This window comes from Streptomyces sp. NPDC107517 (assembly GCF_055582645.1).
Genome location: NZ_JBVJPM010000053.1, coordinates 1 through 24,811, shown reverse-complemented (window position 1 = coordinate 24,811; position 24,811 = coordinate 1). Strand labels below are relative to the sequence as shown.

General features: G+C 67.7%; 16 protein-coding genes and 4 pseudogenes. 10 read left to right on the top strand and 10 right to left on the bottom strand.

All coding sequences use genetic code 11. From position 1 onward, the window contains the following. Positions 1 to 114 precede the first annotated feature (114 nt). From ACZ67T_RS43910 to ACZ67T_RS43890, 5 genes are all read right to left on the bottom strand, one after another. Entirely contained in the window at positions 115 to 1,596 is a 1,482-nt protein-coding gene (locus ACZ67T_RS43910; protein ID WP_469992384.1) for a sulfatase-like hydrolase/transferase, read from the bottom strand. Further along, positions 1,593 to 2,495 carry a carbohydrate ABC transporter permease gene (locus ACZ67T_RS43905; RefSeq protein ID WP_469992383.1) on the bottom strand — a complete coding sequence of 301 codons (903 nt, stop codon included), beginning with the start codon at positions 2,493 to 2,495 and terminating at the stop codon, positions 1,593 to 1,595. Before ACZ67T_RS43905 ends, ACZ67T_RS43910 begins: the two co-directional genes overlap by 4 nt. Further along, positions 2,485 to 3,441 (bottom strand): carbohydrate ABC transporter permease, encoded by a 957-nt coding sequence (locus tag ACZ67T_RS43900; protein WP_469992381.1) that lies wholly within the window; start codon positions 3,439 to 3,441, stop codon positions 2,485 to 2,487. The genes ACZ67T_RS43905 and ACZ67T_RS43900 overlap by 11 nt, the downstream gene beginning before the upstream one ends. Positions 3,442 to 3,652: 211 nt before the next feature. Further along, complete coding sequence (locus ACZ67T_RS43895) at positions 3,653 to 4,318, bottom strand: enolase C-terminal domain-like protein (RefSeq protein ID WP_469992380.1); 666 nt, start codon at positions 4,316 to 4,318, stop codon at positions 3,653 to 3,655. Positions 4,319 to 4,845: 527 nt separating this feature from the next. Then, the gene (locus ACZ67T_RS43890; protein WP_469992378.1) at positions 4,846 to 6,024 is read right to left on the bottom strand and encodes an ROK family protein; all 1,179 of its coding nucleotides are present in this window, start codon (positions 6,022 to 6,024) and stop codon (positions 4,846 to 4,848) included. A gap of 236 nt (positions 6,025 to 6,260) precedes the next feature. On the opposite strand from ACZ67T_RS43890, the gene ACZ67T_RS43885 reads away from it, so the two are divergent. From ACZ67T_RS43885 to ACZ67T_RS43875, 3 genes and pseudogenes are all read left to right on the top strand, one after another. Further along, a complete protein-coding gene (locus tag ACZ67T_RS43885; protein ID WP_469992376.1) occupies positions 6,261 to 7,580 on the top strand; it encodes an ABC transporter substrate-binding protein in 1,320 nt (439 codons plus the stop codon). 340 nt (positions 7,581 to 7,920) lie between these two features. Continuing rightward, entirely contained in the window at positions 7,921 to 9,435 is a 1,515-nt protein-coding gene (locus ACZ67T_RS43880) for an alpha-L-arabinofuranosidase C-terminal domain-containing protein (RefSeq protein ID WP_469992374.1), read from the top strand. Between the two features lie 109 nt (positions 9,436 to 9,544). Continuing rightward, positions 9,545 to 10,210 (top strand): annotated as a pseudogene (locus ACZ67T_RS43875) (SMP-30/gluconolactonase/LRE family protein); the annotation flags it as partial. A gap of 330 nt (positions 10,211 to 10,540) precedes the next feature. On the opposite strand, the gene ACZ67T_RS43870 reads toward ACZ67T_RS43875, so the two are convergent. The 3 genes and pseudogenes from ACZ67T_RS43870 to ACZ67T_RS43860 all read right to left on the bottom strand — a co-directional run bounded on the left by ACZ67T_RS43870 (position 10,541) and on the right by ACZ67T_RS43860 (position 12,371). After that, a complete protein-coding gene (locus ACZ67T_RS43870; RefSeq protein ID WP_469992390.1) occupies positions 10,541 to 10,675 on the bottom strand; it encodes a hypothetical protein in 135 nt (44 codons plus the stop codon). A gap of 79 nt (positions 10,676 to 10,754) precedes the next feature. Further along, positions 10,755 to 11,091 (bottom strand): annotated as a pseudogene (locus ACZ67T_RS43865) (YidH family protein); the annotation flags it as partial. Continuing rightward, complete coding sequence (locus ACZ67T_RS43860) at positions 11,088 to 12,371, bottom strand: ROK family transcriptional regulator (RefSeq protein WP_469992373.1); 1,284 nt, start codon at positions 12,369 to 12,371, stop codon at positions 11,088 to 11,090. The pseudogene ACZ67T_RS43865 and the gene ACZ67T_RS43860, both read right to left, overlap by 4 nt. 213 nt (positions 12,372 to 12,584) lie before the next feature. Here ACZ67T_RS43860 and ACZ67T_RS43855 point away from each other — a divergent pair, with 213 nt between their 5' ends. From ACZ67T_RS43855 to ACZ67T_RS43845, 3 genes and pseudogenes are all read left to right on the top strand, one after another. Then, positions 12,585 to 13,961 carry an MFS transporter gene (locus tag ACZ67T_RS43855; protein ID WP_469992371.1) on the top strand — a complete coding sequence of 459 codons (1,377 nt, stop codon included), beginning with the start codon at positions 12,585 to 12,587 and terminating at the stop codon, positions 13,959 to 13,961. A 45-nt stretch (positions 13,962 to 14,006) separates the two neighbouring features. Beyond that, positions 14,007 to 15,365 (top strand): sulfatase-like hydrolase/transferase, encoded by a 1,359-nt coding sequence (locus tag ACZ67T_RS43850; protein ID WP_469992369.1) that lies wholly within the window; start codon positions 14,007 to 14,009, stop codon positions 15,363 to 15,365. Between the two features lie 26 nt (positions 15,366 to 15,391). Then, positions 15,392 to 16,311 (top strand): annotated as a pseudogene (locus ACZ67T_RS43845) (formylglycine-generating enzyme family protein). Positions 16,312 to 16,527: 216 nt separating this feature from the next. Here the strand turns inward: ACZ67T_RS43845 and ACZ67T_RS43840 are convergent. Further along, positions 16,528 to 16,728, bottom strand: coding sequence for a hypothetical protein (locus ACZ67T_RS43840; protein ID WP_469992367.1), 201 nt, complete (start codon positions 16,726 to 16,728; stop codon positions 16,528 to 16,530). Positions 16,729 to 16,929: 201 nt separating this feature from the next. On the opposite strand from ACZ67T_RS43840, the gene ACZ67T_RS43835 reads away from it, so the two are divergent. Beyond that, positions 16,930 to 17,616, top strand: coding sequence for an IS630 family transposase (locus ACZ67T_RS43835; protein ID WP_469992388.1), 687 nt, complete (start codon positions 16,930 to 16,932; stop codon positions 17,614 to 17,616). A gap of 111 nt (positions 17,617 to 17,727) precedes the next feature. Here the strand turns inward: ACZ67T_RS43835 and ACZ67T_RS43830 are convergent, their stop codons facing one another. After that, on the bottom strand, positions 17,728 to 18,960 hold the full coding sequence (locus ACZ67T_RS43830; protein ID WP_469992366.1) for an ROK family protein: 1,233 nt from the start codon (positions 18,958 to 18,960) through the stop codon (positions 17,728 to 17,730). A 321-nt stretch (positions 18,961 to 19,281) separates the two neighbouring features. Here ACZ67T_RS43830 and ACZ67T_RS43825 point away from each other — a divergent pair, with 321 nt between their 5' ends. The 3 genes and pseudogenes from ACZ67T_RS43825 to ACZ67T_RS43815 form a co-directional block, all read left to right on the top strand. After that, the gene (locus ACZ67T_RS43825) at positions 19,282 to 22,290 is read left to right on the top strand and encodes a fibronectin type III domain-containing protein (RefSeq protein ID WP_469992364.1); all 3,009 of its coding nucleotides are present in this window, start codon (positions 19,282 to 19,284) and stop codon (positions 22,288 to 22,290) included. 2 nt (positions 22,291 to 22,292) lie between these two features. Continuing rightward, positions 22,293 to 24,278 carry a sulfatase-like hydrolase/transferase gene (locus tag ACZ67T_RS43820; RefSeq protein ID WP_469992386.1) on the top strand — a complete coding sequence of 662 codons (1,986 nt, stop codon included), beginning with the start codon at positions 22,293 to 22,295 and terminating at the stop codon, positions 24,276 to 24,278. A gap of 161 nt (positions 24,279 to 24,439) precedes the next feature. Continuing rightward, positions 24,440 to 24,716 (top strand): annotated as a pseudogene (locus ACZ67T_RS43815) (helix-turn-helix domain-containing protein); the annotation flags it as partial. Positions 24,717 to 24,811 lie beyond the last annotated feature (95 nt).

Genomic DNA, 24,811 nt, shown 5'->3' with positions numbered 1-24,811 from the left:
ACCAAAGAAGCCAACAGCCTCGGACTGACCGTCCGCTTCGAACCCATCACGGCTGGCTGACCTGCATCGTCCACTCTATTTTCGTGTCAGACCCCTGGCGGTAGAGGACTCTCTTCAGTCTTGAAGGAGCCGAGCGGCATTTTTGAAACTGGCACCTATCTCACCGGCGAGAGCATCGCGCAGCGAGCGCCGCAGTTGCTGGTATCCGGGTTCCGCGGCGCGGTTGTACTGCTCCTGGGGGTCGCTGGTGTGGTCGTACAGTTCGTCCTCGTCGTGCGAGCGGAAGATGTAGCGGGCCTCGGGTGTCCGGATGGAGAGGTTGAGGCTGTCTCGCGGGTACTCCCAGTCGCAGGCGTGGAACGGCTCACCGTGTCCTTCGCCGCGGCCGGCCGTGAGGGTGGTTTCCGCAGTGACGTGCGTGCGGGTGGGGGCAGCGCCCGTGGTGCCCAGCATCCCCGTGAAGGGCCGTCCGTCGCCGGGGTCGCGCAGCGATACGTCGACCAGTTCGGCGAGGGTGACTCCGATGTCGCACATTGAGACGAGGTTGGTGGTGCGGGTGCCGCCCGGTATGTCGGGGTGCCGGACGAACAGCGGGACACGCAGGGCCTGTTCGTAGTGGAGGAGGTGACCCTTCTCGATGAGGCCGTGGGCTCCCATGAGGTCTCCGTGGTCGGCGGTGAACACGACGACGGTGTTGTCCCACTGGCCCGTCCGCCGCAGGTGACCGACGATGCGGGCGAGTTGCGCGTCCACGAGGGCGGTCAGGCCGAGGTAGTGGGCGACGGCTTCGGTCCAGTCGCGCTCGGTGAGGTGCTGAAAATCGGTGGCGTAGCGAGAGTCGCGCACCTCACGGGGTTTCGTCGCCGGTCCGGTGGCGAGGCTGGGCGGCAGTCGGATCTGCCCGCGGTCGATGAGGGTGTCGTACGGGGCGGGAACGATCAGAGGGAAGTGGGGGGCGTTGAAGGAGCAGGCGGCCATCCATGGCCGGTCGTCGGGGCGCCGGTCCAGCGCGGTGAGGAACTGGTCGGTCTGCCACGGCTCCAGGTAGTGCTCGAGCTTGACCGACGAGGTGGCGTACGGGCGGTGGCGAGTGGCGGCGAGGTCGTCGGCGGTGAGGTTCTCGATGTGCTGCGGGTCGAAGGCGTAGCCTGCGTCCGCGGCGTAAGAGCGGTAGTCAGGGATGTAGCGGCCGCGATCCTGGCCGTTGATGACGGCGGGGATGGCGGAGGTGTCGGCCCAGCCCATGGCCTGCGGGGTGGTGCCGGGGACGTGCCATTTGCCGTTGTAGATGGTGTGGTAGCCCGCGTTACGGAAGTCCTGGGCGAGGCCGGCGGTACGCAACTCAGGGACGACGGGGCGCCAGTTACCGAGGACTCCGTGGTTGCGGGGCATGCGGCCCGTCCACAGGCTGGCCCGGGAGGGGCAGCACAGCGGGAAGGGCGTGTAGGTGCGGTCGAAGCTGGTGGACTCGGCGCACAGGGCGTCGAGTGCCGGTGTGCGGGCGGCTGGGTTTCCGGTGCAGCCCATGGTGTCCCAGCTCTGTTCGTCGGTCATGACGACGAGGACGTTGGGCCTGCGCGGTGCTGTCACGGTCATCCCTTCATTCCGGTGGTGGCGATGCCGTCGACGATCAGGCGTTGGAAGGTGGCGAAGAGGACGAGGGCGGGGACGAGCGCGAGGGTGCTCATGGCGAGCATGGGGCCCCAGGCGGAGTCGCCGGTGGAGTCCATGAACATGCGCAGGCCGAGCGGCACGGTGAACAGGTTCGAGTCATTGAGGTAGATCAGCTGCTTGAAGAAGTCGTTGTATGTCCAGATGAAGCTGAAGATCACTGTTGTCACCAGTGCGGGACGCAGCAGGGGCAGCACGATGCGCACGTAGATCTTCCATGGACCGCAGCCGTCCAGACGGGCGGCTTCGAAGAGGTCTTCGGGCAGGCCGCGGATGAACTGCACCATCAGGAAGATGAAGAACGCGTCGACTCCGAAGAAGTGCGGTACGAACAGGGGGTAGAAGGTGTTCACCCAGTGCAGGTGGTTGAAGAGGATGTACTGCGGGACCAGCGTGACGTGCGCGGGCAACATCAGGGTGCCGAGCATGATCGCGAACGCGGTGCGTTTGAAGCTGAAGTTGAGCCGTGCGAATGCGTATGCGGTCAGGCTGCACGAGAGGACGTTGCCGATGATGGCGGCGCCGGAGATGAACAGCGAGTTCTCGAAGAAGATCGAGAAGGCCGTGCCCACGCCCTTCCAGCCGTCGGCGTAGTTGCTGAGCTTCCAGCTCTTGGGCCACAGCCCCGGCTCGGAGAAGATGTCGCTCGTCGGTTTGAAGGAACTGGCCAGCATCCAGATCAGCGGGTACAGCACGACGATCGTGGCGAGGGTGACGCTGACGTAAAGCAGGAGCCGGGGCCAGCGTCGGCTGCGCGCCGGACGGGGTGTGGTGGGCTCCGTGGGGCGGGTTGTGGCCGGCTTCTGCTCGGACTCAGTTGTCATAGTGCACCCAGTAACGGCTCAGCAGGAAGTTGATGGCGGTCAGCACGGCGGCGATGAGCAGCAGGAACCAGGCCATCGCCGAGGCGTAGCCCATGTGGAAGTTCACGAAGCCCTCGCGGTACAGGTACAGCGAGTAGAAGAGCGTGGAGTTGACCGGGCCGCCCGTGCCGTTGCTGACGATGTAGGCGGGGGCGAACGCCTGGAACCCGCGGATGATCTGCAGCACCAGGTTGAAGAAGATGACAGGGCTCAGCAGCGGGAGGCTGATGTGGCGGAAGCGGTACCAGGCGCCCGCGCCGTCCAGTTTGGCTGCCTCGTAGTAGGTCTGCGGGATCTGCCGCAGACCCGCGAGGAAGATCACCATCGGTGCGCCGAACTGCCACGCCTCCAGCAGGATCAGCGTCATGAGCGAGTAGGAGGGGTCGGAGATCCACGCGGGTCCGTGGATGCCGATGAGCGCGAGGACCTGGTTGACCAGTCCGTCACCGCTGAACATGCGCTGCCACAGCACCGCCACGGCGACGCTGCCGCCGAACAGCGAGGGCAGGTAGAACGCGGAACGGTAGAAGGTCAGTCCGCGCAGTCCGCGGTTGAGCAGAACGGCGACGCCCAGCGCGACACACAGTTCGAGCGGGACACCGATTCCCACGTAGAGCAGTGTGACCGACAGGGACTTCATGAAGACCGGATCGCTGGAGAACATCCGTGCGAAGTTGTCCCAGCCCACGAAGTGCGGCGAGCTGAGCAGGTCGTAGTCAGTGAAGGACAGCACCAATGAGGCGATCATCGGCCCTGCGGTGAAGACGACCAGTCCGATGAGCCAGGGGCCGAGGAAGACCAGGGCCCACAGGTTCTGCTTCAGTGTCGGCTTGGTGCGGCTCGCTCGCCGGCTGGCGCCGCGGGGCCGCAACAGGCGTCGCCTGGCGGCCAGTTGTTCCGTGGCCACTGCGCCACACCTCCAAGTTGTCTCGTGTGCACCCGCGTGGGTTGGCGGTCTGGGGTGCTGTTGTCCCGTTGGCTGGGTGAGGCCGTCGAGCGTGCTGCTCGCGGCTGTGAGAGGTGGCCTCGATACGCGGATCAGGTGGCTGGTGACGTGGGACGGGCAGGGTGCACCGCGGACCGTGTTCGAGGCCGTGCCTGTCCGTTGTTTGTGAGGGTCAGACGGTCGGCTGGGCGAGGTCCACGGCGATGTCCGGCCCGAATGGGACCGACAGGGTGCCGCCCGCGATGTCTTCTGCGGGCGTGAGGTAGTCGGCGCGGCCGGGCTCGCCCCACGCGTACTGGAGCCAGGTGACGCGTGGGCTGGGCCCGGTCAGGTGGGCGGCGTGCACGGTGGATACGGGGCCGCCGGGGTTGTGGAAACTGATCTTGGTCTGGCCTGTGAGGCCGATGAGCCGCTTCGTGGCTTGTGGCCCCCCGGCATGCTTCGGATCGATCAGCCAGTAATCGAGCGCCCCCGTGGCGCAGGCCGTCTCGACGACTGCGGGATCCCACTCGTGCTCGCCGGCCGGAGTGGCAGGGCTGCCTGATCCCGCAGCCGTTTCAGGCGGTCGGTCCGGCCGAGGTGGACGAGGTCCTCCACCCAGAAGATGTTGAGGGAGGTCAACCCCGCGAATGTGAGTGGGACTTCGTCCGGCGTGAGGCGGAAGTGGCAGTCCACCATCACGGAGGTCTCGAAGGGCAGCGCCTCCAGCACAGCCTCCACGAGCGCAAGTCCGCTGCGCACCCGTTCGTGCCGAGCTGTGTTCCCCTGTGCCACCGGTTGACGAACGGTGCGATCTTGACTGCAGGAAACCCGTGCGCAGCTGCACCGCACGCCCCATCCACGAGGCTGTCGAGACTGCCGCCGCGCCAGGCTCGGTTGAGGTTCGCGTATAACCTGACTCGTGTGGGCACGCCCCCGCCCATCTGCTCGCTCAGGGAGAGCCCGTTGTGACGGGCGGCAAGGTCGCCGAACGCTGCCTCCAGGCCCCCCAGTTCCGTCGACCAGGCCAGTGCGGCAGGAGACCCGGCGTGAGCGCGCCGAAGGCACAACCACTCCCGTACGACGCGGCGCGCTACCGGGCGCGGTTGCCCGATCAGCAGGCAACGCGCCGTCTCGATGGCCAAGTTCAGTATCCGGTCGAAGGCGCTGTCGGAACACTCGCCGATCCCGAAGGCGCCGGACTCCGCCTCGGTTCGGACGACGCTCCACTGGCTGTATGCGGAGGCGTGGTGATTGTGCAGTTCGAGCCGCTGGATCTTCGGGTGAAACGGGCCGGCCAGCATCTGCCACCCTCGCTTTCACTCGTCCGTAACCGGGGTTTTCTGCTGCGAGAAACTAACTCACGGCAGGAAGCCGGTCAACCGTTTAGCCGTAGCGAAGTTCGCTCAGTGCGGGAACGAAGACGTCCGGCTCCTGGTAGAAGGCGTCCAGAGCTACGGCGGCGGACGAGGCCGCGATGGCGTGGGCGTGGAACGAGGTCGCGTGCACGATCTCAGCGACCTCCACTTCGCGCTTGTCGGCCAGGTAGCGGTCCGCTCCTTGGCGCACGTAGTTCAGGTACTCGGGAGCGTCGAGGACGCCGCCGCCGACGGTGACGATCTGCGGGTCGAACATCTCGATCAGGATGCCAGCGGCGGTGCCGACCTGGCGCGCGCGGCGGGCCAGCATCCGTTCTGCCCGAATCTCGCCGCTCCGGGCGAGCTCGATCAGTTCGTCGCCTGCCTCGTTCTCGCCGAGCAGTCCCTCGGCTCGCGCCCGGCCGGTCAGGGCGAGATCGCTGGCGACCACGTGCAGGCAGTCGCGGCGGCCGCACTGACAGGGGTCCTCGGCTCGGCCGTCTACGGGCAGGTGGTCCAGCGCTCCGGCGGCCGAGGTCGTCCCGCGAAAGAGGCGGCCGTTCAGCAGGAACCCGGCGCCCACTACGTTCCCGACGAACAGGTGGACCAGGTTGTCGGCGCCTGCGTGGGCGCCGAACCAGTGCTCGGCCAGGGCCAGGGCGCGGAAGCTGGAGTCGATACGGACCGGCAGGCCGAGCGCCTGCTCCAGGGCGTCGCGCATCGGTGCGTCGCGCCAGCCGAGCACGTTCTGCTCCAGCACGACCCCGCGTCCCGCGTCGACCCATCCGCCGGTGCTCGCACCGAGCGCCAAGGCGACACCGGCATCCTCGCTCAGCAGTACGCGCACACCATGAATCGCTTCCTCGATCACTGTCTGGAAAACGCTGCTCTGGTGGGACAGGGTGCGTTCACGGACCAGCTCGCCCTGCAGGTTCACCAGCGCGATGTGGGTGCGCCGCAGCCCGACGTGCAGACCGATCACCCGGTAGTGGGTGGTGTCGACCTCGACCGGGACCCGCGGGCGTCCGGGGGTGGCCTCACGCGGTGCAGCGGTCAGCTCCCGCAGCAGTCCCGACTCGGCGAGGACTGCTGTGAGCTTGGTGACCGCACCCGTGGTCAGCCCTGTCAGCTGTGCCAACTCGGCGCGCGCCACCGGGCCGTGGGTGAGCATCGCGCGCAGCAGGGCCGACAAGCTCCGGCGGCGCACGTCGACAGTCCGGGCACCGGGTCGCCGGTGCGTGCCGCCAGATGTCCTGGGAGAAGGCTGTGAATCCACCACGTCGCGTTTGTAGCACCTCCGGCCGACCACGACTCGCTCCCGCCCCTTCCGCTCGAAGCCTTGACAGGTCTCGAAACCGTCTTTTAATTTCATGCGGAAGTTTACCTCGTTGTAGCAGTGCGCCGACGCCCGCGTCGCGCCGATCAGCCCGAGGGGACACCCACATGACACGACAGCCCACCGGGCAGCCCGAAGGTCCGTCACGCCGCTCTCTGCTCAAGGCCGCCGGGGGTGCGGGAGCGGCGCTCGGCCTGAGCGGATGTATGCGGGGACTGACGCCCTCATCACCGGGAAGCTCCGGCCTGCAGATGATGTTCTGGGGCGAGGGAGACCAGAACACCAAGTTGCTCGATGCGATCAAGGGCTGGGAGGACTCCGACGTCGGATCGCATGTGAACACCCAGTACATGCCGCTCAACGGCTACTTCGACAAGCTGGCGACCCGGCTGGCCGGAGGCAGCCCGCCCGACCTTTTCCAGATCTTCCTGCCCTACCTGTCCGACTACCTCGACCGCGGAGCCATCCGCCCGCTGGACGACTACGCCCAGGACCTTGGCCTGCACACCCTGCCCGACTCGATCACGCCGACGGTCAAGATCAAGGGGCACTATTACTTCGCAGTGGTCGGCGCCGCGACCCAGCCGGCCGTGCAGTACAACGCGGACAAGCTCAAGGCTCTCGGCCTCGAACCTGCGAGCAATGACTGGACCCTGGACGACTTCCAGGACACGATGCAGGAGGTCTACGAGACCAGCAAGGGCGGGCTGCACGGCGTCGCGGATATGGGTGGCGCGCAGGTTCAGATCGAGTCGTACATGCGCACCATCGGCACCCCCTTGTTCACCGAATCAGGGAAACTGGCCTTCTCCAAGGACGAGTTCGGCCAGTGGCTGCAGCTGTGGGACAAGCTGCGCAAGAACGGTTCGTGCCCGCCCATCAGCGTGACCGTCGAGGCCACCTCGTTCCAGAACGACCCCCTGGTCCTCGGCAAGGCCGCCTACACAGCCACCGCGACCTCCCGCGGTTACCCGTCCATCCAGAGCCTGACCAAGGATCGGCTCGGTCTGTTGCAGTTCCCGCGCGGCACAGCAGGCGGCGCTCCGGGCACGAACATCATCCCCGCCGGCTGGTTCGCGATCTCCAAGCGCAGCCGTCACGTCGAACAGTCCGTCTCCTTGCTGAAGTATCTGTTCACCGACCCCAACGCGGCAAAGACCATGGGGATGGCGCGCGGAGTGCCCCTGGCGACGGTGCAGCGTGTCGCCCTCACGGGTCTCCCCCCACAGCAGAAGGAGGTCATGGACAACTACGAACAGGTTGCGAAGCAGAAGGACATCGCACCCCTGCAGCTGTATCCCGCCGGGGCCAGCGAACTGTTCACCACGTCGCTGCTGATGGCGAATCAGTCGGTCGGCACCGGACGGGCCAGCATCACCAAAGCCACCAACCAGTTCTTCACCGACGCCGCACGCATCCTCAAGTGAAGCCGCAAACGCACCGGCACACGGTGCGAGGGCACCGCAGCCCCCTGCGCAGACCTCCGTGCGAGGTGCCCGCAACCAACGCTCATCCGGTTCGGCAGACCTGTCGGGCTCGGCCCGCAGACCGAGGTCCTGCCGGTCATCCACCGCCTCTCGGGCGTCTGCCAGAGCACCCATAGCGGCCCGCTCGCCATGCACCCACCCCAGTCGGCGCCAGCATCGCACAGACCCTACTGACCACCTGTTCCCAGACCGCTCGGCCCGTACTCAACCGGGCTCGCGCTATCCAGCAGACCGCTCTCCCGCGGCTGGTTCTTCCTGCCGCCGAAAGGATCCTCCACCCGTGAGTACCGAAGCAACGTTCCGCCTCCGTGGCACCGTCACCGGTGAGGTCAACCCCGACATCTACGGTCAGTTTCTCTCGCGCCGCAAGTGGGTCGCCGACGAGGCCCTTCACCAGCCCGGCCACGAAGACGCGGACGCCTCAGGACTGCGTACCCAGGTGGTCGAGGCAATCAAAGGGCTGGACACCCCCGTGGTGCGCTGGCCGGGCGGCTGCACCGGCACCTCTTACGAGTGGGAGCGCGGTGTCGGGCCTGCTGAGGAGCGCAGTCGCACCCTGGACTGGCACTTCGGCTACGACGTCGGCAACGGTTTCGGCACCGCCGAGTTCGTCGCCTTCTGCCGCCGGATCGGCGCCGAACCGCAGATCAACGTGACGACCGGGGTGAGCACGCTGCGCGACGCGCTCAACTGGCTCGAGTACTGCAACGGCACCGGAAACTCCCACTGGGCCAACCTCCGGCGCTCTCACGGCCACGAAGAGCCGTTCAACGTGCGGTACTGGCAGATCGGCAACGAGGACTTCGGGCACTGGGAACTCGGCCAGCTCAGCGCCCAGGAGAACGCGGTCCGCAACCGCGAGTGGGCCAAGTCCATGAAGCGCCTAGACCCGACCATCAAGGTCCTCGCGGTCGGCTGCTACGAGCCGAACCAGTCCATCGACTGGAACCTGGCTCTCCTGCGCGCCGCGTGGGGACACATCGACTATCTGACCCTGCACACCTACTGGCCCTTCGACCCCAAGTCCGAAGGCGGCGACTACGGCCGCGTCATCTCCGGCCCCCACCGCGCCGAGGGCACCATTGAGGCCGTCCAGGGGCTGGTCGACCTCGTCGCGCGGGAGAAGCCCGGCACCACCGCCCCGAAGCTAGCGTTCACCGAATGGAACTGCGCGGACGCCACCCGCTACGAGATGAGCCCCACCTGGCAGCCCACCGACCCCAAGTTCCGCCTGGTGGACGCCCTGGCCGTGGCCACGTTCCTGAACGTCATGCAGCGCCAGTGCGCCAGCGTCACCCTGGCCAACTTCGCACAGACCATCAACGTCGTCGGCGCCCTCCTGGTCACCGACGACCATGTGGTCCACGAGACCGTGTACTGGCCCCTGTGGATGCAGCGCCGGCACAGCGGTTCCGTAGCGCTGGCCGCCGACACTATGTGCGCCAGCGTGGCCGGTGAGACCTTGGAGCGGGCCGAGGCCGAACTCCCGGCTGTCGACGTCAGCGCCACCACGAACCCGGGCGGGCGCACGGTGTGGGTCTCCGCCGTCAACCGCGACCGCGACCACCCCGTCCAGCTCTCGCTCGACCTGGGCACTGCTCGGGCCGGTGACACGGTGGTCGTCCACCAGCTGCACCACGACGACGCCCTGGCAGGCAACACCTTCGCGGATCCCGACCGCATCGCCCCGCGCACCGAGAAGACCGCACTCGGCGAGGACCACTCGATCAACCTGCCGCCGCACTCGTACACGATCATCGAAGTCACCACGACCGAACCGCTGGTGACGCCGTAACAGGATCAGCCACCCCCGGGGCGGACCCGCACCGCATCAGGACGACGGGCCCGCCCCGCGGCAGACAGCGGGCGTCCATGTCAGTCAACTCCCCGATGAGGTAAGCGCAATGTCATGGTTCGGAATGGTGTCAACTCTCGGAGAGTGCCCGCGCTGGGACGCGGCCACCAGCACGCTGTCCTGGGTCGACATCGACGGCGGCATGCTGTTCACCGCCGTCCTGGAACAAGACGGGTGGCAGTGGACCGGCAAGAGCGTCGCAGCTCCTCTGTGCGGTGCGGTCCGCGGGCCGGGCGGAGAAATGATCCTTGCAGTCAGCCGGGATCTGCACACCAACGGCCGCCGTGTCCTTTCCGTGGAGCGGGACAACGACAGCACGCCCGAGCTGCGCCTGAACGAGATGGTCACCGATCCCAGCGGGCGGATCTGGGTCGCCAGCATGGCCTACGACTGGACACCGGGTGCGGGCACCGTCTACCGCGTGGGCACCCGGGCAGACGTGACACCGGTCATCTTCGGCCTGACGATCGCGAACGGCATCGGGTTCTCCCCGGACGCGACCACCATGTACACCACCGACACCTACACGGCCCAGATCACCGCCTGGGACTACGACCCGGCCACCGGCACCCCTGACCGGCCCAGGGTGCTGATCGCAGCCGGCGACGGCAAACCGGACGGCATGGCGGTCGACACGGACGGCAACATCTGGAGCGCCATGGCCGGAGCGGGGTATGTCTCCTGTTTCTCTCCCACCGGCCAGGAACTGCACCGCCAGCACATTACCGGTTCCCGTCCCGACAAGTTGCTGCTTCGCCGGCCCCGCACGGGACCGCCTCGTCGTGACGACCAGCCGCAAGCGATTGGACGAGGCAACCCTTGCCCGCTACCCGCACTCCGGCCGGACCTGGGACGCCGGCCAGCTCGGAGCCACCGGCACACCTCAACTGCCCTTCGCCGGAACATCGTCGCAGGACCACGTGGGCTGATCCCACGGCGCTGCCGCACCCCGGCGCGTCACAGGAGAACAGCGACGGAGCTCGCTGCCGGCACCATGACCCACAGGGCTGCGGCCGTGGCCCTGTGGTGCACCTCGGGAACCCGCTCAGCCCGTTGCCGCGCCCACACGAGACAGCGCCCGAAAGACGAGGGCCGCCAGTCCTGCCCCGCAGGCAAAGACCACCGAGTGGCACTCACCGCGGTGCAGCGCCAGGCGGCCCACCAAGAGGACGGCCACCATGAATGAGCGCACCGTACGCTTCCACGCAAGGCGGGTGCGTTCCGGCTGGACTCCCGGGTGACGCCCGGTAGAGGGCACCGGCCAGCATCGCGGGGAACAGTGAGGGCGGCAAGTCCTCGCCCCGGCGCATCGCGAGCTCACAGAGAATCCAGTGGTTCACCGCCCGCACCGCACACAGCGCCCCGCCCACGATCATTACCATCGCGATGACGGTGCGCACCGGCCAGGCCAAGCCGGTGAGGACCTGGTGGGTGGCCAGCCCGCCACCCACCAGTGCCAACACTGCACGGATCCATGCCAGGAAGGTTCGTTCAGCCAGGGAGAAGCGGTAGTCGGGTGTGTCGCCTTCCGCGCGCAGACCCACCCGGCACGAACCACAGACGCAACGTCGGCCAAGGCGGGGACCCCCGCGTCATATGGTGGCGCCTTCCGCGTCGGCCTGCAGGGTCGGCGCGGGCAGGAGCGGAGCGAGGTAGTGGGTGTGGGCGGCGTCCAGCGCCAGACGCACAGCGCCGGTGACCACGGCGTTCTCACCGAGCGGGGACGCCTCAACACGCGTGGTGCGCACGGCGAGTTCGGCCAGGCGGTGGCGCAGCGGGGGGAGCAGGACATCGCCCGCCGCCGCGACTGCTCCGGTGAGAACCACCAGTTCGGGTGCGAGGAGCATGCTCAAGGTGGTGATGGCGCGGGCCGCCGCCTCCAGCGCCCGGTCCAGGACCGGCGTGACGCCCGCATCGTTGAGGCGAGCGGCCTCGAAGACGGTGGCCGCCGTCACCCGGCCCGGATCGCCTCCGGCGAGCGCATAGAGCTGTGCGCCTGGGGTGCCGGGCGCGGGCGGCGCGCCGTGAGCTGCCAGGTCTGCCACGAGTCGGGCGCCGTGGTCGCGGGCTCGGGCCGCGACGGCATCGGCGTCCGAGTAGCCGCCCATCAAGGACAGGAATCCGAGATCGCGGGCCGCGTTGTCGTGGCCGCGCACCAGGGTGCCCGCAGTGCACAGGCCGACACCCAGGCGTTCGCCGGCCAGCAGGCAGACCACGTCCTGGGCGGTGGTGGCGCAGCCTTTCCAGCGTTCGGCGATCAGGGCCAGGTTGCAGTCGTTCTCGATGTAGACGTGCGCGGCGAACTCTGGGGCGAGGGCGGCACGCACGTCGACGTTGAGGAAGCCGGGGATGCCGGTGCGCTGCCGGACCACTCCGTGCGCGTCGACCGTGCCGCTGGTGCCGACGCAGACGGCCAGGACATCCGCGGTGCTCAGCCCTGCGGCTTGCACCAAGGCGCCGGCGAGCTCGCGTACGTGGCGCAGGCGCTGTTCTGCGCCGATGGACGGGTCGCCGAAGGCGTACTGCTGTTCGCGGACCGGAGTGCCGTGCAGGTCGGCCACGCTGACCCGGACGCTGTGCGCGCCGATGTCGATACCGAGGACATGCCCGGCGCGCGGCGCGAAGGAGAAGTAGCGCGAGGGGCGGCCGCGTGCGGAGGTCCGTCCCGCCGAGCGGTCCGAGGTCTCCCGCACCCAGCCCAGGTGCACCAGCTGCTCGGCGGCGGCCAGGACCGTGGGCCGGGACATGCCGGTGGCTGCCATGAGTTCGTTGGACGACATCTCCGCATCGGCCGGCGGGCGCTCCCGCAGCTCGTGCAGGACGCGAGCCGCGTTGATCCGGCGGGCGGACGCGGACGTGGCGATATCGCCGGGCATTCGGACGGCGCTCCTTTCGACCTCAGGTCGACAAGTCATCTGAACAAAGGGTCTTGACCTGAGCGTTCGCGGGTGTCAGCCTAACTGCGCCACGTTTAATAAACGTCGCTTAGTTAATTCTAGGGATGCGTTTCGCTGGGTCAACCCAGCCCACCGCAGAGCCGCATCCGCACCGACAAGTTACTGCACGACAGCACGTAAGGGACGGTACGTATGGCTTCCCAGCCCGCGTCGGCGAGCGCTCCGCGCACCGACGGCAGCCCGCCCGGTGCGCAGTCCATGCGCCAGGTCATCGCCGCCAGCCTGTCCGGTGCCGCCCTGGAGTGGTACGACTTCAATCTGTACGGGCTCTCCGCCGCGCTCGTCTTCAACAGGCTGTTCTTTCCCGACGTCGATCCGGTGCTCGGCACGCTGGCTTCGCTTGCCACGTTCGGCGTCGGTTTTGTCCTGCGTCCGCTCGGCGCACTCATCTTCGGCCACCTCGGCGACCGCATTGGCCGCAAGAAGTCGCTGGTGGCCACGATGCTCATCATCGGCTCGGGCACGGCACTGATCGGCGTGCTGCCCGACTACCGGGCCATCGGCATCTGGGCGCCCGTCCTCCTCGTCGTCCTGCGCATGGTGCAGGGACTGGGACTGGGCGGCGAATGGGCCGGCGCCTCGCTGCTGGCCGTGGAACACGCGCCGCGCGACCGGCGCGGACTGTGGGGCAGTATTCCGCAGACCGGTGCCCCGATCGGCTACCTGCTGGCCATCGGCATCACCAGCCTGTTCACCGTCCTGCCCGAGGACCAGTTCCTCAGCTGGGGGTGGCGCGTCCCCTTCCTGCTCAGCGTCCTACTCATGAGTGCAGGTCTGATGGTGCGCCGCACGATCGCCGAGACCCCCGACTTCCAGCAGGTCCAGTCCGAAGGAGCGCGCGAGAAGTCCCCGCTGGTCACGACTTTGAAGACCTATCCGCGCACCATCGCACTCGCTTTCGGGGCCCGCCTCGGCGAGGCGTGCAGCTCGCAGATCTACCAGCCGTTCGTGATCGCCTACGCCACCAACACGTTGGGTTATCCGTCCTACGTCGCCCTGACCGGCGTGGTCCTCTACAACGTGCTCGGCCTGCTGCTGATGCCGGTCATCGGGTCGCTATCGGACCGCATCGGACGCCGGCCGCCCTACCTCGCCGGCTCTGCCTTCGTCGCACTCTCCGCGTTCCCCTACTTCTGGCTCGTCGACTCCGGCTCGACGGCGGCGGCCTGGACCGCCATGGCACTGGCTGCGCTTGGCGGTTCGGTGTGCATGTCGAGCATCCAGGGATCCTTCTTCACCGAGTTGTTCGGCGCCCGCGTGCGCTACTCCGCTCTCGGCATCGCCACCCAGGCATCCGCCATGGTCGCCGGATTCGTCCCCGTACTGGCCGCGACACTCGTCGCCGGCGCAGGATCCGCCTGGCCGCTGCCCCTCCTGCTGACGATCGTCGGAGCCGTCTCGTTCATCTCCGCATGGCTGCTGTCCGAGACCCGCGAGCAGGACGACACCGAAGACCCGAAGCCGCCGCACGCGAAATCCGGCACGGAGCACAGCCGCGCAAAGTACTGACAGCCCTCTCTCCCACCTGCTGAACCGCTACAAGAAGGACGTCTCTTGACCGTCGAGCCGACCAACTCACCCGCCGAGCCCCGCCGCCCCAATGTTCTGGTGTTCTTCACCGATCAGCAGCGCTGGGACACCACCGGACTCCACGGCAACCCCATGGGCCTCACACCCACCCTCGACACCCTCGCTGGGGACGGTGTGAGCGCCGACAACTCCTTCACTTGCCAGCCGGTGTGCGCGCCCTCCAGGGCCAGCCTGCAGACAGGCCAGTACCCGACCACGACCGGCGTCTATCGCAACGGGCTGACGCTGTCCCGCGACACGCCGACCCTCGCCCGGTCCTTTCGTGACGCGGGCTACGAGACCGGATACATCGGCAAGTGGCACCTGGCCGGCGACCACACATCGGGCCCCGTCCCCGAGGAGGACCGGGCCGGTTACGAGTACTGGCTGGCCGCCAACCTCCTGGAATTCACTTCCGACGCCTACGAGACCACGCTGTACGACACCGAGGGCGCCCCGCACGAGTTCGGCGGCTATCGTGCCGACGCCCTGGGCGCCGCCGCGATCGACTTCATCGACCGCGACCGTGACAACAACCCCTTTTACCTGTTCCTGTCCTTCCTGGAACCTCACCACCAGAACTCCCGAGACGACTACCCCGCCCCCGCGGGCTACAGCGACCGCTATGAGGACCCCTGGGTCCCCTCCGACCTCGCCACCCTCGGCGGCGGCAACTGGGCCGAGCACCTGCCGGGTTACTACGGGATGGTGCGGCGCCTGGACGAGGTCCTCGCCCGCATCGTCGACACGCTCAAGGCACGCGGCGAGCTCGACAACACCGTCATCCTGTTCACGTCCGACCACGGCTGCCACTTCAAGACGCGTAACGACGAGTACAAGCGCAGCGTCCACGACGCCTCGCTGCGCGTGCCGACCGTGCTGCGCGGCCCGGGCCTGGGCAATGGCGTCCGTCTGGCCGAACTCGTCAGCCACGTCGACCTTCCGCCCACCCTCCTTGAGGCGGCCGGAGTCCCTGTGCCCGAGCGCATGCAGGGGCGCTCCCTGGTGCCGCTGCTGCGCGGCCAGGACGACGCCTGGCCCCAAGAGGTGCTGGTCCAGGTCAGCGAGTCCGAGGTGGGCCGCGCCCTGCGCACCCATCGCTGGAAGTACGGGGTCACCGCACCCGCCAAGGACGCCTGGGACGACGCCCGCGCGGAGGAGTACCAGGACGCCTACCTCTACGATCTCCAGACAGACCCCGACGAACTGACCAACCTCGTCGACGACCCGGCCCATCTGCTCGTCCTCGACGAACTGCGCGAGCGCCTCCTCATCCGGATCGTCGCCTCGGGCGAACCCCGCCCCACCATCACCGCGAGCACGGGGCGCGGCCTCGCCGGCTGACCCGTGCCTGACCGAATAAGACAGTCATGAGCAATGTCCCCGCCAGTCTTGAGAGTTGCTGTGCCCCGTCGCGGGAGTCGTCCGTCGGGCCGGCTTCCACGACGGGGCCTATCCCGGCGGCCGGGCACGAGGACACGTCCGCGTTCGCGGACCGGATCCTGCTGCCCGGCGGCGCGTTCCGCATGGGCAGCGAGGACGCCGACGTCAACCCCGGCGACGGAGAGGGACCCGTGCGAGAGGTCGCGTCGCACCGTTCGCCATCGACGCGTACGCGGTCACCAACGACCGGTTCGCCGCGTTCGTCGAGGCGACCAGCTACCGCACCGAGGCCGAGCGGTACGGCTGGAGCTTCGCCAAGTTCCTGCCGGGCCCGCTGCGCAAGATCTCACCGCGCCCGCCGCAGACCCCGTGGTGGTGCGGCGTGCGCGGCGCGAGCTGGTGCCACCCGGAAGGTCCCGGCAACCATCTGCACGAGCGCGGCGACCACCCGGTCGTCCACGTCAGCTGGCGCGACGCCCTCGCCTTCTGCCACTGGGCCCGCGGGCGGCTGCCGACCGAGGCGGAGTGGGAGTACGCCGCCCGCGGTGGCCTCGACCAGGCCTGCTACCCCTGGGGTGATGACCTCACCCCGGACGGCCAACACCACTGCAACATCTGGCAGGGCGCCTTCCCCACGCACAACACCGCAGACGATGGCTACGCCGCAACCGCCCCCGTGCACGCGTACCTTCCCAACGGCTACGGCCTGCACAACACCTCGGGCAACGTGTGGGAATGGTCCGCCGACCCGTGGCAGCCCGGCTCCGACGACCAGCGCACAATGCGCGGCGGTTCCTACCTGTGCCACGACTCGTACTGCAACCGCTACCGGGTCGCGGCGCGCACCTCCAACACCGTCGACAGCTCCTCCGGGAACGTCGGCTTCCGCGTCGCCTGGACTACATGACCCGCACAGCTGCCGTTATGTCCCCTCGAGGCTGTCGCAGACCCACCAGGCGAGCGATGGGCAGAAGCCATGGCTAGTAGATTGTCGCTGCTAAGTATGGTTCTGGTTGGTGGAGTTGGCGGTCGGGCAGTCTCCCCTCGTCGCTTCACATCGGCTGGGCGGGGGTGCCGTGTCGTCACGGAAGAAGTATCCGGTTGCCTTGAGTGCTGAGGATCGTCAGGCGTTGGTGCGGGTGACCACGACGGGAGTCCGTAGCGCGTCGATGATCAGGCGGGCGCGGGTGTTGCTCGCGCTGGACACCTCGGTCGGGGAGGTTGATCCGCGGGTGGTGATCGCGGAGCGGGTCGGGGTTTCGTGCGAGTCGGTCCGGCTGGTCTCGAAGCGGTACGCGGAGACCGGTGGCGATGTGTGGGCCACGGTCGGCCGGAAGGAACGTGCCTGCCCCCCGGTGCCCTCCCCGGTGACCGGTGAGGTCGAGGCTGATCGCGCTGGCCTGCTCGACGCCGCCCAAGGGCCACGCCCGGTGGTCGCTGCGCCTGCTGGAGAGGCACGTGGCGCTGAGCGAGGACATCCCGAACCTGGACCACTCCACGATCGGCCGGGTCTTAAAAAACGGAACTGCGTCCTCATCTGAAGAAGTGCTGGACCATCCCACCACGAGGGAACGCGGAGTTCGCGGCCCGGATGGAAGACGTGCTGGCCGTCTATGCCCGGCCCTATGACCCGGCGCGTCCGGTGGTGTGCATGGACGAGAAGCCCTACCAGCTCCTCGACCATGCCCGCGCCCCGCTCCCGGCCCGCCCTGGCCACGACGCCTGCCAGGACAGCGAGTACATCCGCTGCGGCACGTGCTCAATCTTCGTGTGGGTCGAACCCCTGCGCGGGTGGCGTCGAGGTCAGGCACTGTCCCAGCGGACCCGGATCGACTGGGCCGGCCAGGTCAAACAGCTGCTGAGCGTGGATTACCCCGACGCCGAGGCCGTGGTGCTGGTGATGGACAACCTCAACACCCACGGCATCGCCTCACTGTACGAGGCCTTCGAACCGGAAGAGGCCTTCGCGCTGGCCCAACGCCTCGAGATCCACCACACACCCAAACTCGGGTCATGGCTCAACATCGCCGAGATCGAACTCTCCGCGCTGACCCGGCAATGTCTCGACCGCCGGATCGACGACCTCGACATCCTCAACACCGAACTCTCGGCCTGGCAGAACGCCACCAACGCCGACCAACGTCAGGTGGACTGGCAGTTCACCACCCACGACGCACGCATCAAACTGCGTCACCTTTATCCCAAAAATTAGCTGCGACAGTCTACTAGATCGGCGTCACATGGAAGGTACGGGGCGAGGGGCGCTGAAGGCGAGAGCCGGCCAGCTGCTCGCAGCACTTGTGCCGTCCGGGACGCGCCTGGGCTAGAGCGTTTGCTTGACGCGAGACGGTGTGGCGAGGGCTGGGATGAAGGCGGCAGGCATCCGGTAGGTCGCGTCCAGCAGGACGGCACCGGCGGCGATGCCGATGGCGTGTGAGCCGAAAGCGCTGTTGCGGATCGGGGCGTCCACGCAGTGGAAACGATCCGCTATCAGCCGGGCTCTCGCCGCTTCCTGTACGACGGCGAGCCGGTCGGGGGCCGTGCTGACGCCGCCTGCGACGATGACGAGTTCCGGATCAAGGAGTTCGATGAGGGTGGCGGTGGCATCGCCTACCACCTGAGCCCGGTCACGCAAGAGGCCCAACGCTCGCTCGTTACCCGTGTCCGCCAGCGTGATCACGTCGTGGATGTCTGCGGCGGACCCCACCAGTCCAGCAGTGTGCGCGCGCCGTGTCACCTCCAGGTCCCCGGCCACGGCCTTGAAGCAGGAGCGGCTACCGCAGTCGCACGGCTGCGCGGCGGTTCCGGCGACGGGAAGGTGGTCGATGCCGCCGGCCTGGGCGCTGGTGCCGCGGTAGGGCGCGCCATTGAGGATCAGGCCGACGCCGACGACGTTGCCGACGAAGAGGTGCAGCACGTTGTCGGAACCGACCGCTGCCCCGAACCAGTGTTCGGCCAGTGCCAGCGCGCGGGTGTGTGACTCCACGACGACCGGAAGGTCCACGGCTTCCTGCAGCCGGTGTGCCAGCGGGGCATCTCGCCAGTCCAGGATCGGTTGATACCGGACTGTCCCTTTGGTGCTGTCGACCCACCCGCCGGTACTCGCTCCCACTCCCAGCGCGGTCAGCTCAGCCCGCGCGGCCATGTCCCGTACGGCTGTGGCGGCTTCACTAACCGCGCTGTCGAAGTCCGTGGTATCGCGGGCGAGGTGCATTTCATCGACGAGTCGGCCTCTGAGGTCGATCAGGCAGACCATGGTGCGGTGGAGGCCGAAGTGGACGCCGATGGCTCCGTAGGTGGAGTCGTCGATGGCCACGGGCACCTTGGGCCGGCCCATGGAACCGTCCCTGTCCTGGCAGATCTCCTTGACCACGCCGGCTGCGGTCAACACCGCCGTGACCTTGGTGACGGCGCTGGTCGACATGCCGATCGCCGCTGCGAGGTCGGTCCGTGCCAGCGGGCCACTGTGCATCAACTCTCGCATGATCGCGGCGTAGTTCCGCTGCCGGACATCGCCGAGCTGCACTGGGCGGATCCGCTGCCCCAGGTTGTTCACCGAACCTGCTCCGTCCCTGTGTGATTCTGCGTGAACTGTTGACACAGTCTCACCCCCTACTTACCGTCCAATCGAAATTAAGTCGTCGGCGAGGTCAAGACAAGCCCGATGACGCGGCAGATTTCAACGAGCCCCGGCCCACAGGGAGAGGGATCCTGCATCACCTGCGCATCGGCCCTGGCACGGGGCGCGGACCCGCCCTGTGGCAGACCGCAACGCGGCGCATGGTCGGCGTGACAGCCGAGCCACGTGAGGGCGCGCAGGCCATACCGTTGTGGCCACGGCCCCGCCTTCCGTTCCATCAATGACGAGGAACCGTTCATGCAGCAGCGGAACATGCCCGACCACCCACACCCGAGCCGGCGCACTGTCCTGAGTCTGGCCGCCGCCGGGTTGGCCACCGCCTTCGCCCTGCCCCAGACCAGACCCGCCGCCGCACAGCCCAGGGCCGCAGAGGCCCAAGCGGTCATCGACGTCGACACCACCCAGGCCATCCCCCTGCAGCCAGGGCTCATCGGCTACAACATTCACATCACCAACCGCGCCTACCACTTCACCGATCGTGCGTACCGGAGCATGGTCGCCAAACTCCAGCCGCGCTGGGGCCGTTGGTCCGCGGGAACGGCGAACAACGTCTTCGACGCGCGCACCGGAACCATGCCGGAAGAGCGGCGCGCCCAAATGTTCGACAAGCGCAACCAGTACTTCGGCTACGACTGGGAGCGCCGCGTCAACGCGGGCAAGAACGACGGCTACATGGACCTGATCGCCTACTACGACTCGCTGCGCGAGACCTGCGCCGTGCTCACCATGGTCGTCAACACCTTCACCGGTACCCCGCAGGAAGCCGCGGACCTGGCCCGGTTCTGCGTACACAACAACATCCAGGTCGACTACTGGGAGCTGCAGAACGAGCCCTACCTGTTCGCCGGCGGCGCGGACGCGCTGCCCAAGTTCGTCAACTCGGCCGCCGACTACCTGAACAAGGTCAAGCCGTTCCACGACGCGATCCGTGCCGTGGACGGCGACGCCAAGACCGTGATCGCGTACACACCCATGGGCAACAACTCCTGGGACGACGCCCTGTACAAGGTGTCCGATCCGTGGTGGGACGCGATCGTGTGGCACACCTACGAGGCATACGATCCGCGGCCCGACAACGGGATCGGCTTCGAGGAGAGCATGCGCAACGGCAACTGGCTGACCGCCGAGTTCCGCCGCCGTATCGACGCCAACTACCTGGCCCGCAGCCGCCTGTCCCCAACGCCGATCCTGCAGAACGAACTCGATGTCCGTGTCGCGGGACCGCTCTACAACAGCCAGTACAACGCGGTCTTCAACGCCGAGTCCGTCATGCGGCTCACCACGGCTGCGAAGGAGAACACCCGGTTACTCACCGGCGCGGGCGGCATCCCGCTGTGGGTGCTGGACGCCGCCCAGGACCACGCCGATGCGGCCCTGGACGCCCTGGAACGGCACACCGCGATCGACTCCGACCAACTCGACCACGGCTTGTACTTCAAGACCGTCGGCGTGGCCAACGTCATCGTCAATGAGGCGATCAACAACAGTGCCTCCCGCTGGCCGGCCACGGTCACCGGCGGGGCCACCGTGCCCGGCCTCGACGCGAGCGGCAACGCCGTCGCCGTGGCCGCCTGCTTCGCCGCAGGCTACCGCGGCGGATTCGGCGGCAACACCAAGGACTACACACTCATCACCAACAAGTCGGCCCAGCCTCACACGATCGACCTCCGGCTCGACGGCACCACGCTCGCCTCCCCGGTCACCGCCGTGTACTGCGCCTCCGACGACCCCGAAGCGGGAAACACCGCCACCGCCACCACCCGGATCACCGCCCGCACCACCCAGTACCCCAACGGCTCCGCGATCACGGTGCCCCCTTACAGCGTCGTCCGACTGGAATGGGCCCGCACCGGCACCCCCAGCGTGCCGCGCACCCCGCGCATCACCAGCGCAGAGGTCACCTCGAGATCGGCGATCCGTCTGAAGTGGTGGGACGTTCCGCACGCGACGTCCTACACGATTCACTACGGCACATCTCCCGGTGACTACACCTACACACAGCAGGTGACTGCGGGTTCGGGTACCGAAGTCACCGATCTGTCCCCCGCAAGCACGTACTACTTCACAGTCACCGCGACCGGGCCCGGCGGCACCACGCCCCGCTCCGGCGAAGTCTCCGCCACCCCGACACCACCCCCTGCTCTCTCCAGCGTGCAGGCCCTGGGCCGCCGGGGCGGTACTGCCACCGTCACCTGGAGCAGCGTGCCCCGGGCCAGCGGGTACGTCGTCCGGTACGGCACATCCCCTACCGCCCTCACCCAGCAGCTACGGGCAGGCAACCGCATGGGCGCTGACATCAGCGGCCTGGTCTCCGGGACCACCTACTACTTCGGCGTCGAAGCCACCAACGGCGCCGGCGCTAGTCCTGCCTCCACTGTGGTGAGCGCCCGGCCCGTGGCCGGCCTGGCCTACACGCCGGTGCGACTACGCCTGATCAGCCCCGCCACCTCCACCACCGCCCCACTGGCCTGGACCCCGTCCCTCGTACGGACCTTCACCGATCACTTCGAGAACAGCAACGCCGCCTCCTGGGCCACCACGAGCGGCCAATGGAAGGTGCAGAACCACCCCGACACCACGCGCGCCACCAAAGTGTTCGCCGTCGGCGAGAGCGCCGAGCGGGCCATCGCCGCCGCCGGCGACACCGCCTGGCGCAGCGTGGTCGTCGAGGTCCAGGTCGAAGCGGCCTCCTACGCCGCCAACGGCTCCGTGGGACTGCTCGCCCGCTACACGAACGCCGACAACCACTACCGGTTCGAATACCGCAACGCCGAGCAGCGCTTCGCCCTCATCCGGGTCTCCGACGGCACGGCGACCACGCTCGACGAGGCAGAACGCAGCGCTGCAGGGCAGCCGTTCTCACCCCTGGACGCCACGCACATGCGGCTGGTCCTTGAAGTGATCGGCACCACCGTCACCGGCTACGTCAACAACCTGGCAGTCGTCACAGCGCAGGACTCCGCGCACGCTGCCGGGCGCGCCGGGCTGACGGCCGTGAACCAGAGCGCCTCCTTCGACAAGGTGCACGTCTGGACGGACAACATGACCGGCACCGACGGCACCTACACCCTGTACCGCAGCAACAGCCCCTACAGCGGCTATGCGAAGGTCGCCGGGAACCTGACCGAGGCGAGCCACACCGACCGCACGCTGAGCGCCGGTCGCACCTACTACTACCGCGTGTCCGCGACGAAGGACGACGCCGAGAGCCTCGGCAACTCCAACATCCTCACCGTGGTGACGTGACAATGACCTCGGCCAACTTCACCCGTCTTCGAGCTGCGGGTGTGTCCACCGCACTGGCGGCGACCGCCCTGGCCGCCCTGCCCTCCACGGCCTCAGCCGCTCCGGCGCCACCCAACATCATCTTCATCGTGGCCGACGACCTTAGCTACGACCAGACCACGCTCTACGACCGGCAAGGCGCGATCCCCACACCGAACATCGACGCCCTGGGCGACGCAGGGGTACGGGCCAGCCAGGGATATGTCGCCTCCCCGGTGTGCAGCCCTTCACGCAGTGCCATGATGACCGGCCGGGAGCCCGCACGCGTCGGCGCGGACAGCAACTTCCTCACCCGCGCCCGGTCCGAGCGCACGCCCACCGACACCTTCGTCAAGGACCTCCCTGACAAGTACACAACGGCAGCCATCGGCAAGTGGGACCTGGCCGGCGGCCAGCCCTACAACGGCCAGCACCTGCCCGCTGCCATGGGCTTCGACAACTTCTACGGCTTCCTCGGCGGCATGCACTCCTACTGCCCCCCGACGAACAGCAAACCCAACCTCAAGCAGTACGACCCGGTGTCCAAGACGTACAAGGACCTCACCAGCACGTCCTATCTCACCGACGAGTTCACCGACCACTCGGTCGACTACATCAACCAGCACGCCCAAGGTTCGGACACCAACCCGTTCTTCATGTACATCGCCTACAACGCCCCCCACACCCCGCTCGAGTCACCCACCAGCTGCGGCGGCACTGCCCAGTCCGACCAGGACCGGTTCTCGGAAATGGTGCGCACCATGGACAGCGGAGTCGGCCAGATCCGCAAGGCGGTGGCCGACAACGGCATCGCGGACAACACGATGGTCGTCTTCGTGTCCGACAACGGCCAGCAGACCAACTACTTCACCGGCCCCACACGCGGCGGCAAGTACACCCTCTTCGAGGGTGGCGTGAAAGTCCCCTTCGCCATGACCTGGCCGGCCGCACTGCCCGCCAGCACCACCTACCGGAATCCGGTCTCCACGCTCGACCTGCGGCCCACCTTCCTCAAGGCCGCCGGAAGTTCCGCCCCGCCCCCGGCCGGAACCTCAGGGGTAGATCTCGTGCCCTACCTGTCCGGCAAGCAGACCGGACGACCACACACCGACCTGAGCTGGCGCTACGTCGTCGACAAACCCGAAGCAGGACACCAAGGCGCCACAATCGTCGCCCAGCGCTCCGGCGAGAAGAAGTGGATCAGCGAAACCACGCCGGCAACCGGGACAGCCGCCGGTCCGACCACCCACAGCTACCTCTTCGACCTGGCATCCTCCACCAGCGAGGACGACAGCAGCAACCTGTGGCCCAACGCTTCCCTCAGCGGCCCGTTGCTCAGTGCTCACCACGACTGGAACAAGGCCAACCCCACCGTTGAGAGCTTCAAGAACCCCCGCACCGACGACGACATCCGCGGCGGGAAACCCGACGGCTACATCGAAGCAGGCGGCACCTGGAAGGTCGTCGACGCCGGCACCGACGACAAGTCCTACCAAGGAACCTCGACCGGCTTCGCAGGCCGCAGCATGCTGGAACCGTCCTTCTACGACAACGCCGACGTGTCCACGACCGTCAAGCTGACCACTCCCGGGCAAGCCGGCCTGATCGTGCGCGGCAGTGGCGCCGGGCAGTCCTTCGACGGCTACGTCGCCACCCTCCAGATCCCGGCGCAGGGAACCACCCAGCTGGTGCTGTCCAAGGTGAACGACGGCAAAGCGACCACAGTCGCCACCAAGGACATCGCTCTGAAAACCGGCACCGCCTACCACCTCACCGTCCGCACCACAGGCTCCACCCTGACGGTAGGGGTGGCAGGGCAACAGCAGCTGACCTGGAACGACGCCTCCCAGACGCCCTACCGCGGCGGCTCCATCGGCCTGAAGGTCTCAGGTGCCAGCCCCAGCCAGAACGCAACAGCGCAGTTCGCCGCTCTCAACGCCACGAACTGCACGGCCTTCTGCGGTCAGTGACGCTCCCCGGACTCGGGCTCCAGCGACAGCAGAGTCACTGAGCTTTTTTCAACCTGACGTGTCAGGTGGGCAGTTGGGCTGGAGGGGCGGTGTGTGGACGTGAAGAAGCTCCTGGCAGACGGGTTCACGACCAAGATCACCTGTCCGCCGGGAGCTTCCGCGTGCTTGTCTACCCGTCCGGCATCAATGTGTCCACCTCGACCTTGCGCTACCTGTCCGCTCGTCTGCGGGCCCGCCGTCAGGAACGTGGGAACAGGCCGGCGTCGCGTCAGCGCGGGCCGCCAAGCCCTGCTCTTCCTCGCGCACCTGCGCTGCGGCCACACCTACGCCCAGCTCGCCGCCGGGTTCGGTGTCGGCACCACGACCGCCTACCGGTACGTCGCCGAGGCCATCGACGTCCTGACCGCCCTCGCTCCGACTCTCGCCGACGCGGTGAAGTGAACCGTTCCGGATTCGGTAGAGACTCGATCGTTTGAGAGGATCGAGTCATGGCACGTCCTTCCCAGTACCCGCTTGAGCTGCGCCGTCGTGCG

What these genes read in the sequence shown, in the direction of transcription:
- ACZ67T_RS43905 (WP_469992383.1), bottom strand. Translation starts at nt 2,495, where the DNA reads ATGACAACTGAGTCCGAGCAGAAGCCGGCCACAACCCGCCCCACGGAG.
- ACZ67T_RS43860 (WP_469992373.1), bottom strand. Translation starts at nt 12,371, where the DNA reads ATGCCCGGCGATATCGCCACGTCCGCGTCCGCCCGCCGGATCAACGCG.
- ACZ67T_RS43855 (WP_469992371.1), top strand. Translation starts at nt 12,585, where the DNA reads ATGGCTTCCCAGCCCGCGTCGGCGAGCGCTCCGCGCACCGACGGCAGC.
- ACZ67T_RS43910 (WP_469992384.1), bottom strand. Translation starts at nt 1,596, where the DNA reads ATGACCGTGACAGCACCGCGCAGGCCCAACGTCCTCGTCGTCATGACC.
- ACZ67T_RS43885 (WP_469992376.1), top strand. Translation starts at nt 6,261, where the DNA reads ATGACACGACAGCCCACCGGGCAGCCCGAAGGTCCGTCACGCCGCTCT.
- ACZ67T_RS43870 (WP_469992390.1), bottom strand. Translation starts at nt 10,675, where the DNA reads ATGGTGGCCGTCCTCTTGGTGGGCCGCCTGGCGCTGCACCGCGGTGAG.
- ACZ67T_RS43820 (WP_469992386.1), top strand. Translation starts at nt 22,293, where the DNA reads ATGACCTCGGCCAACTTCACCCGTCTTCGAGCTGCGGGTGTGTCCACC.
- ACZ67T_RS43895 (WP_469992380.1), bottom strand. Translation starts at nt 4,318, where the DNA reads ATGGGGCGTGCGGTGCAGCTGCGCACGGGTTTCCTGCAGTCAAGATCG.
- ACZ67T_RS43825 (WP_469992364.1), top strand. Translation starts at nt 19,282, where the DNA reads ATGCAGCAGCGGAACATGCCCGACCACCCACACCCGAGCCGGCGCACT.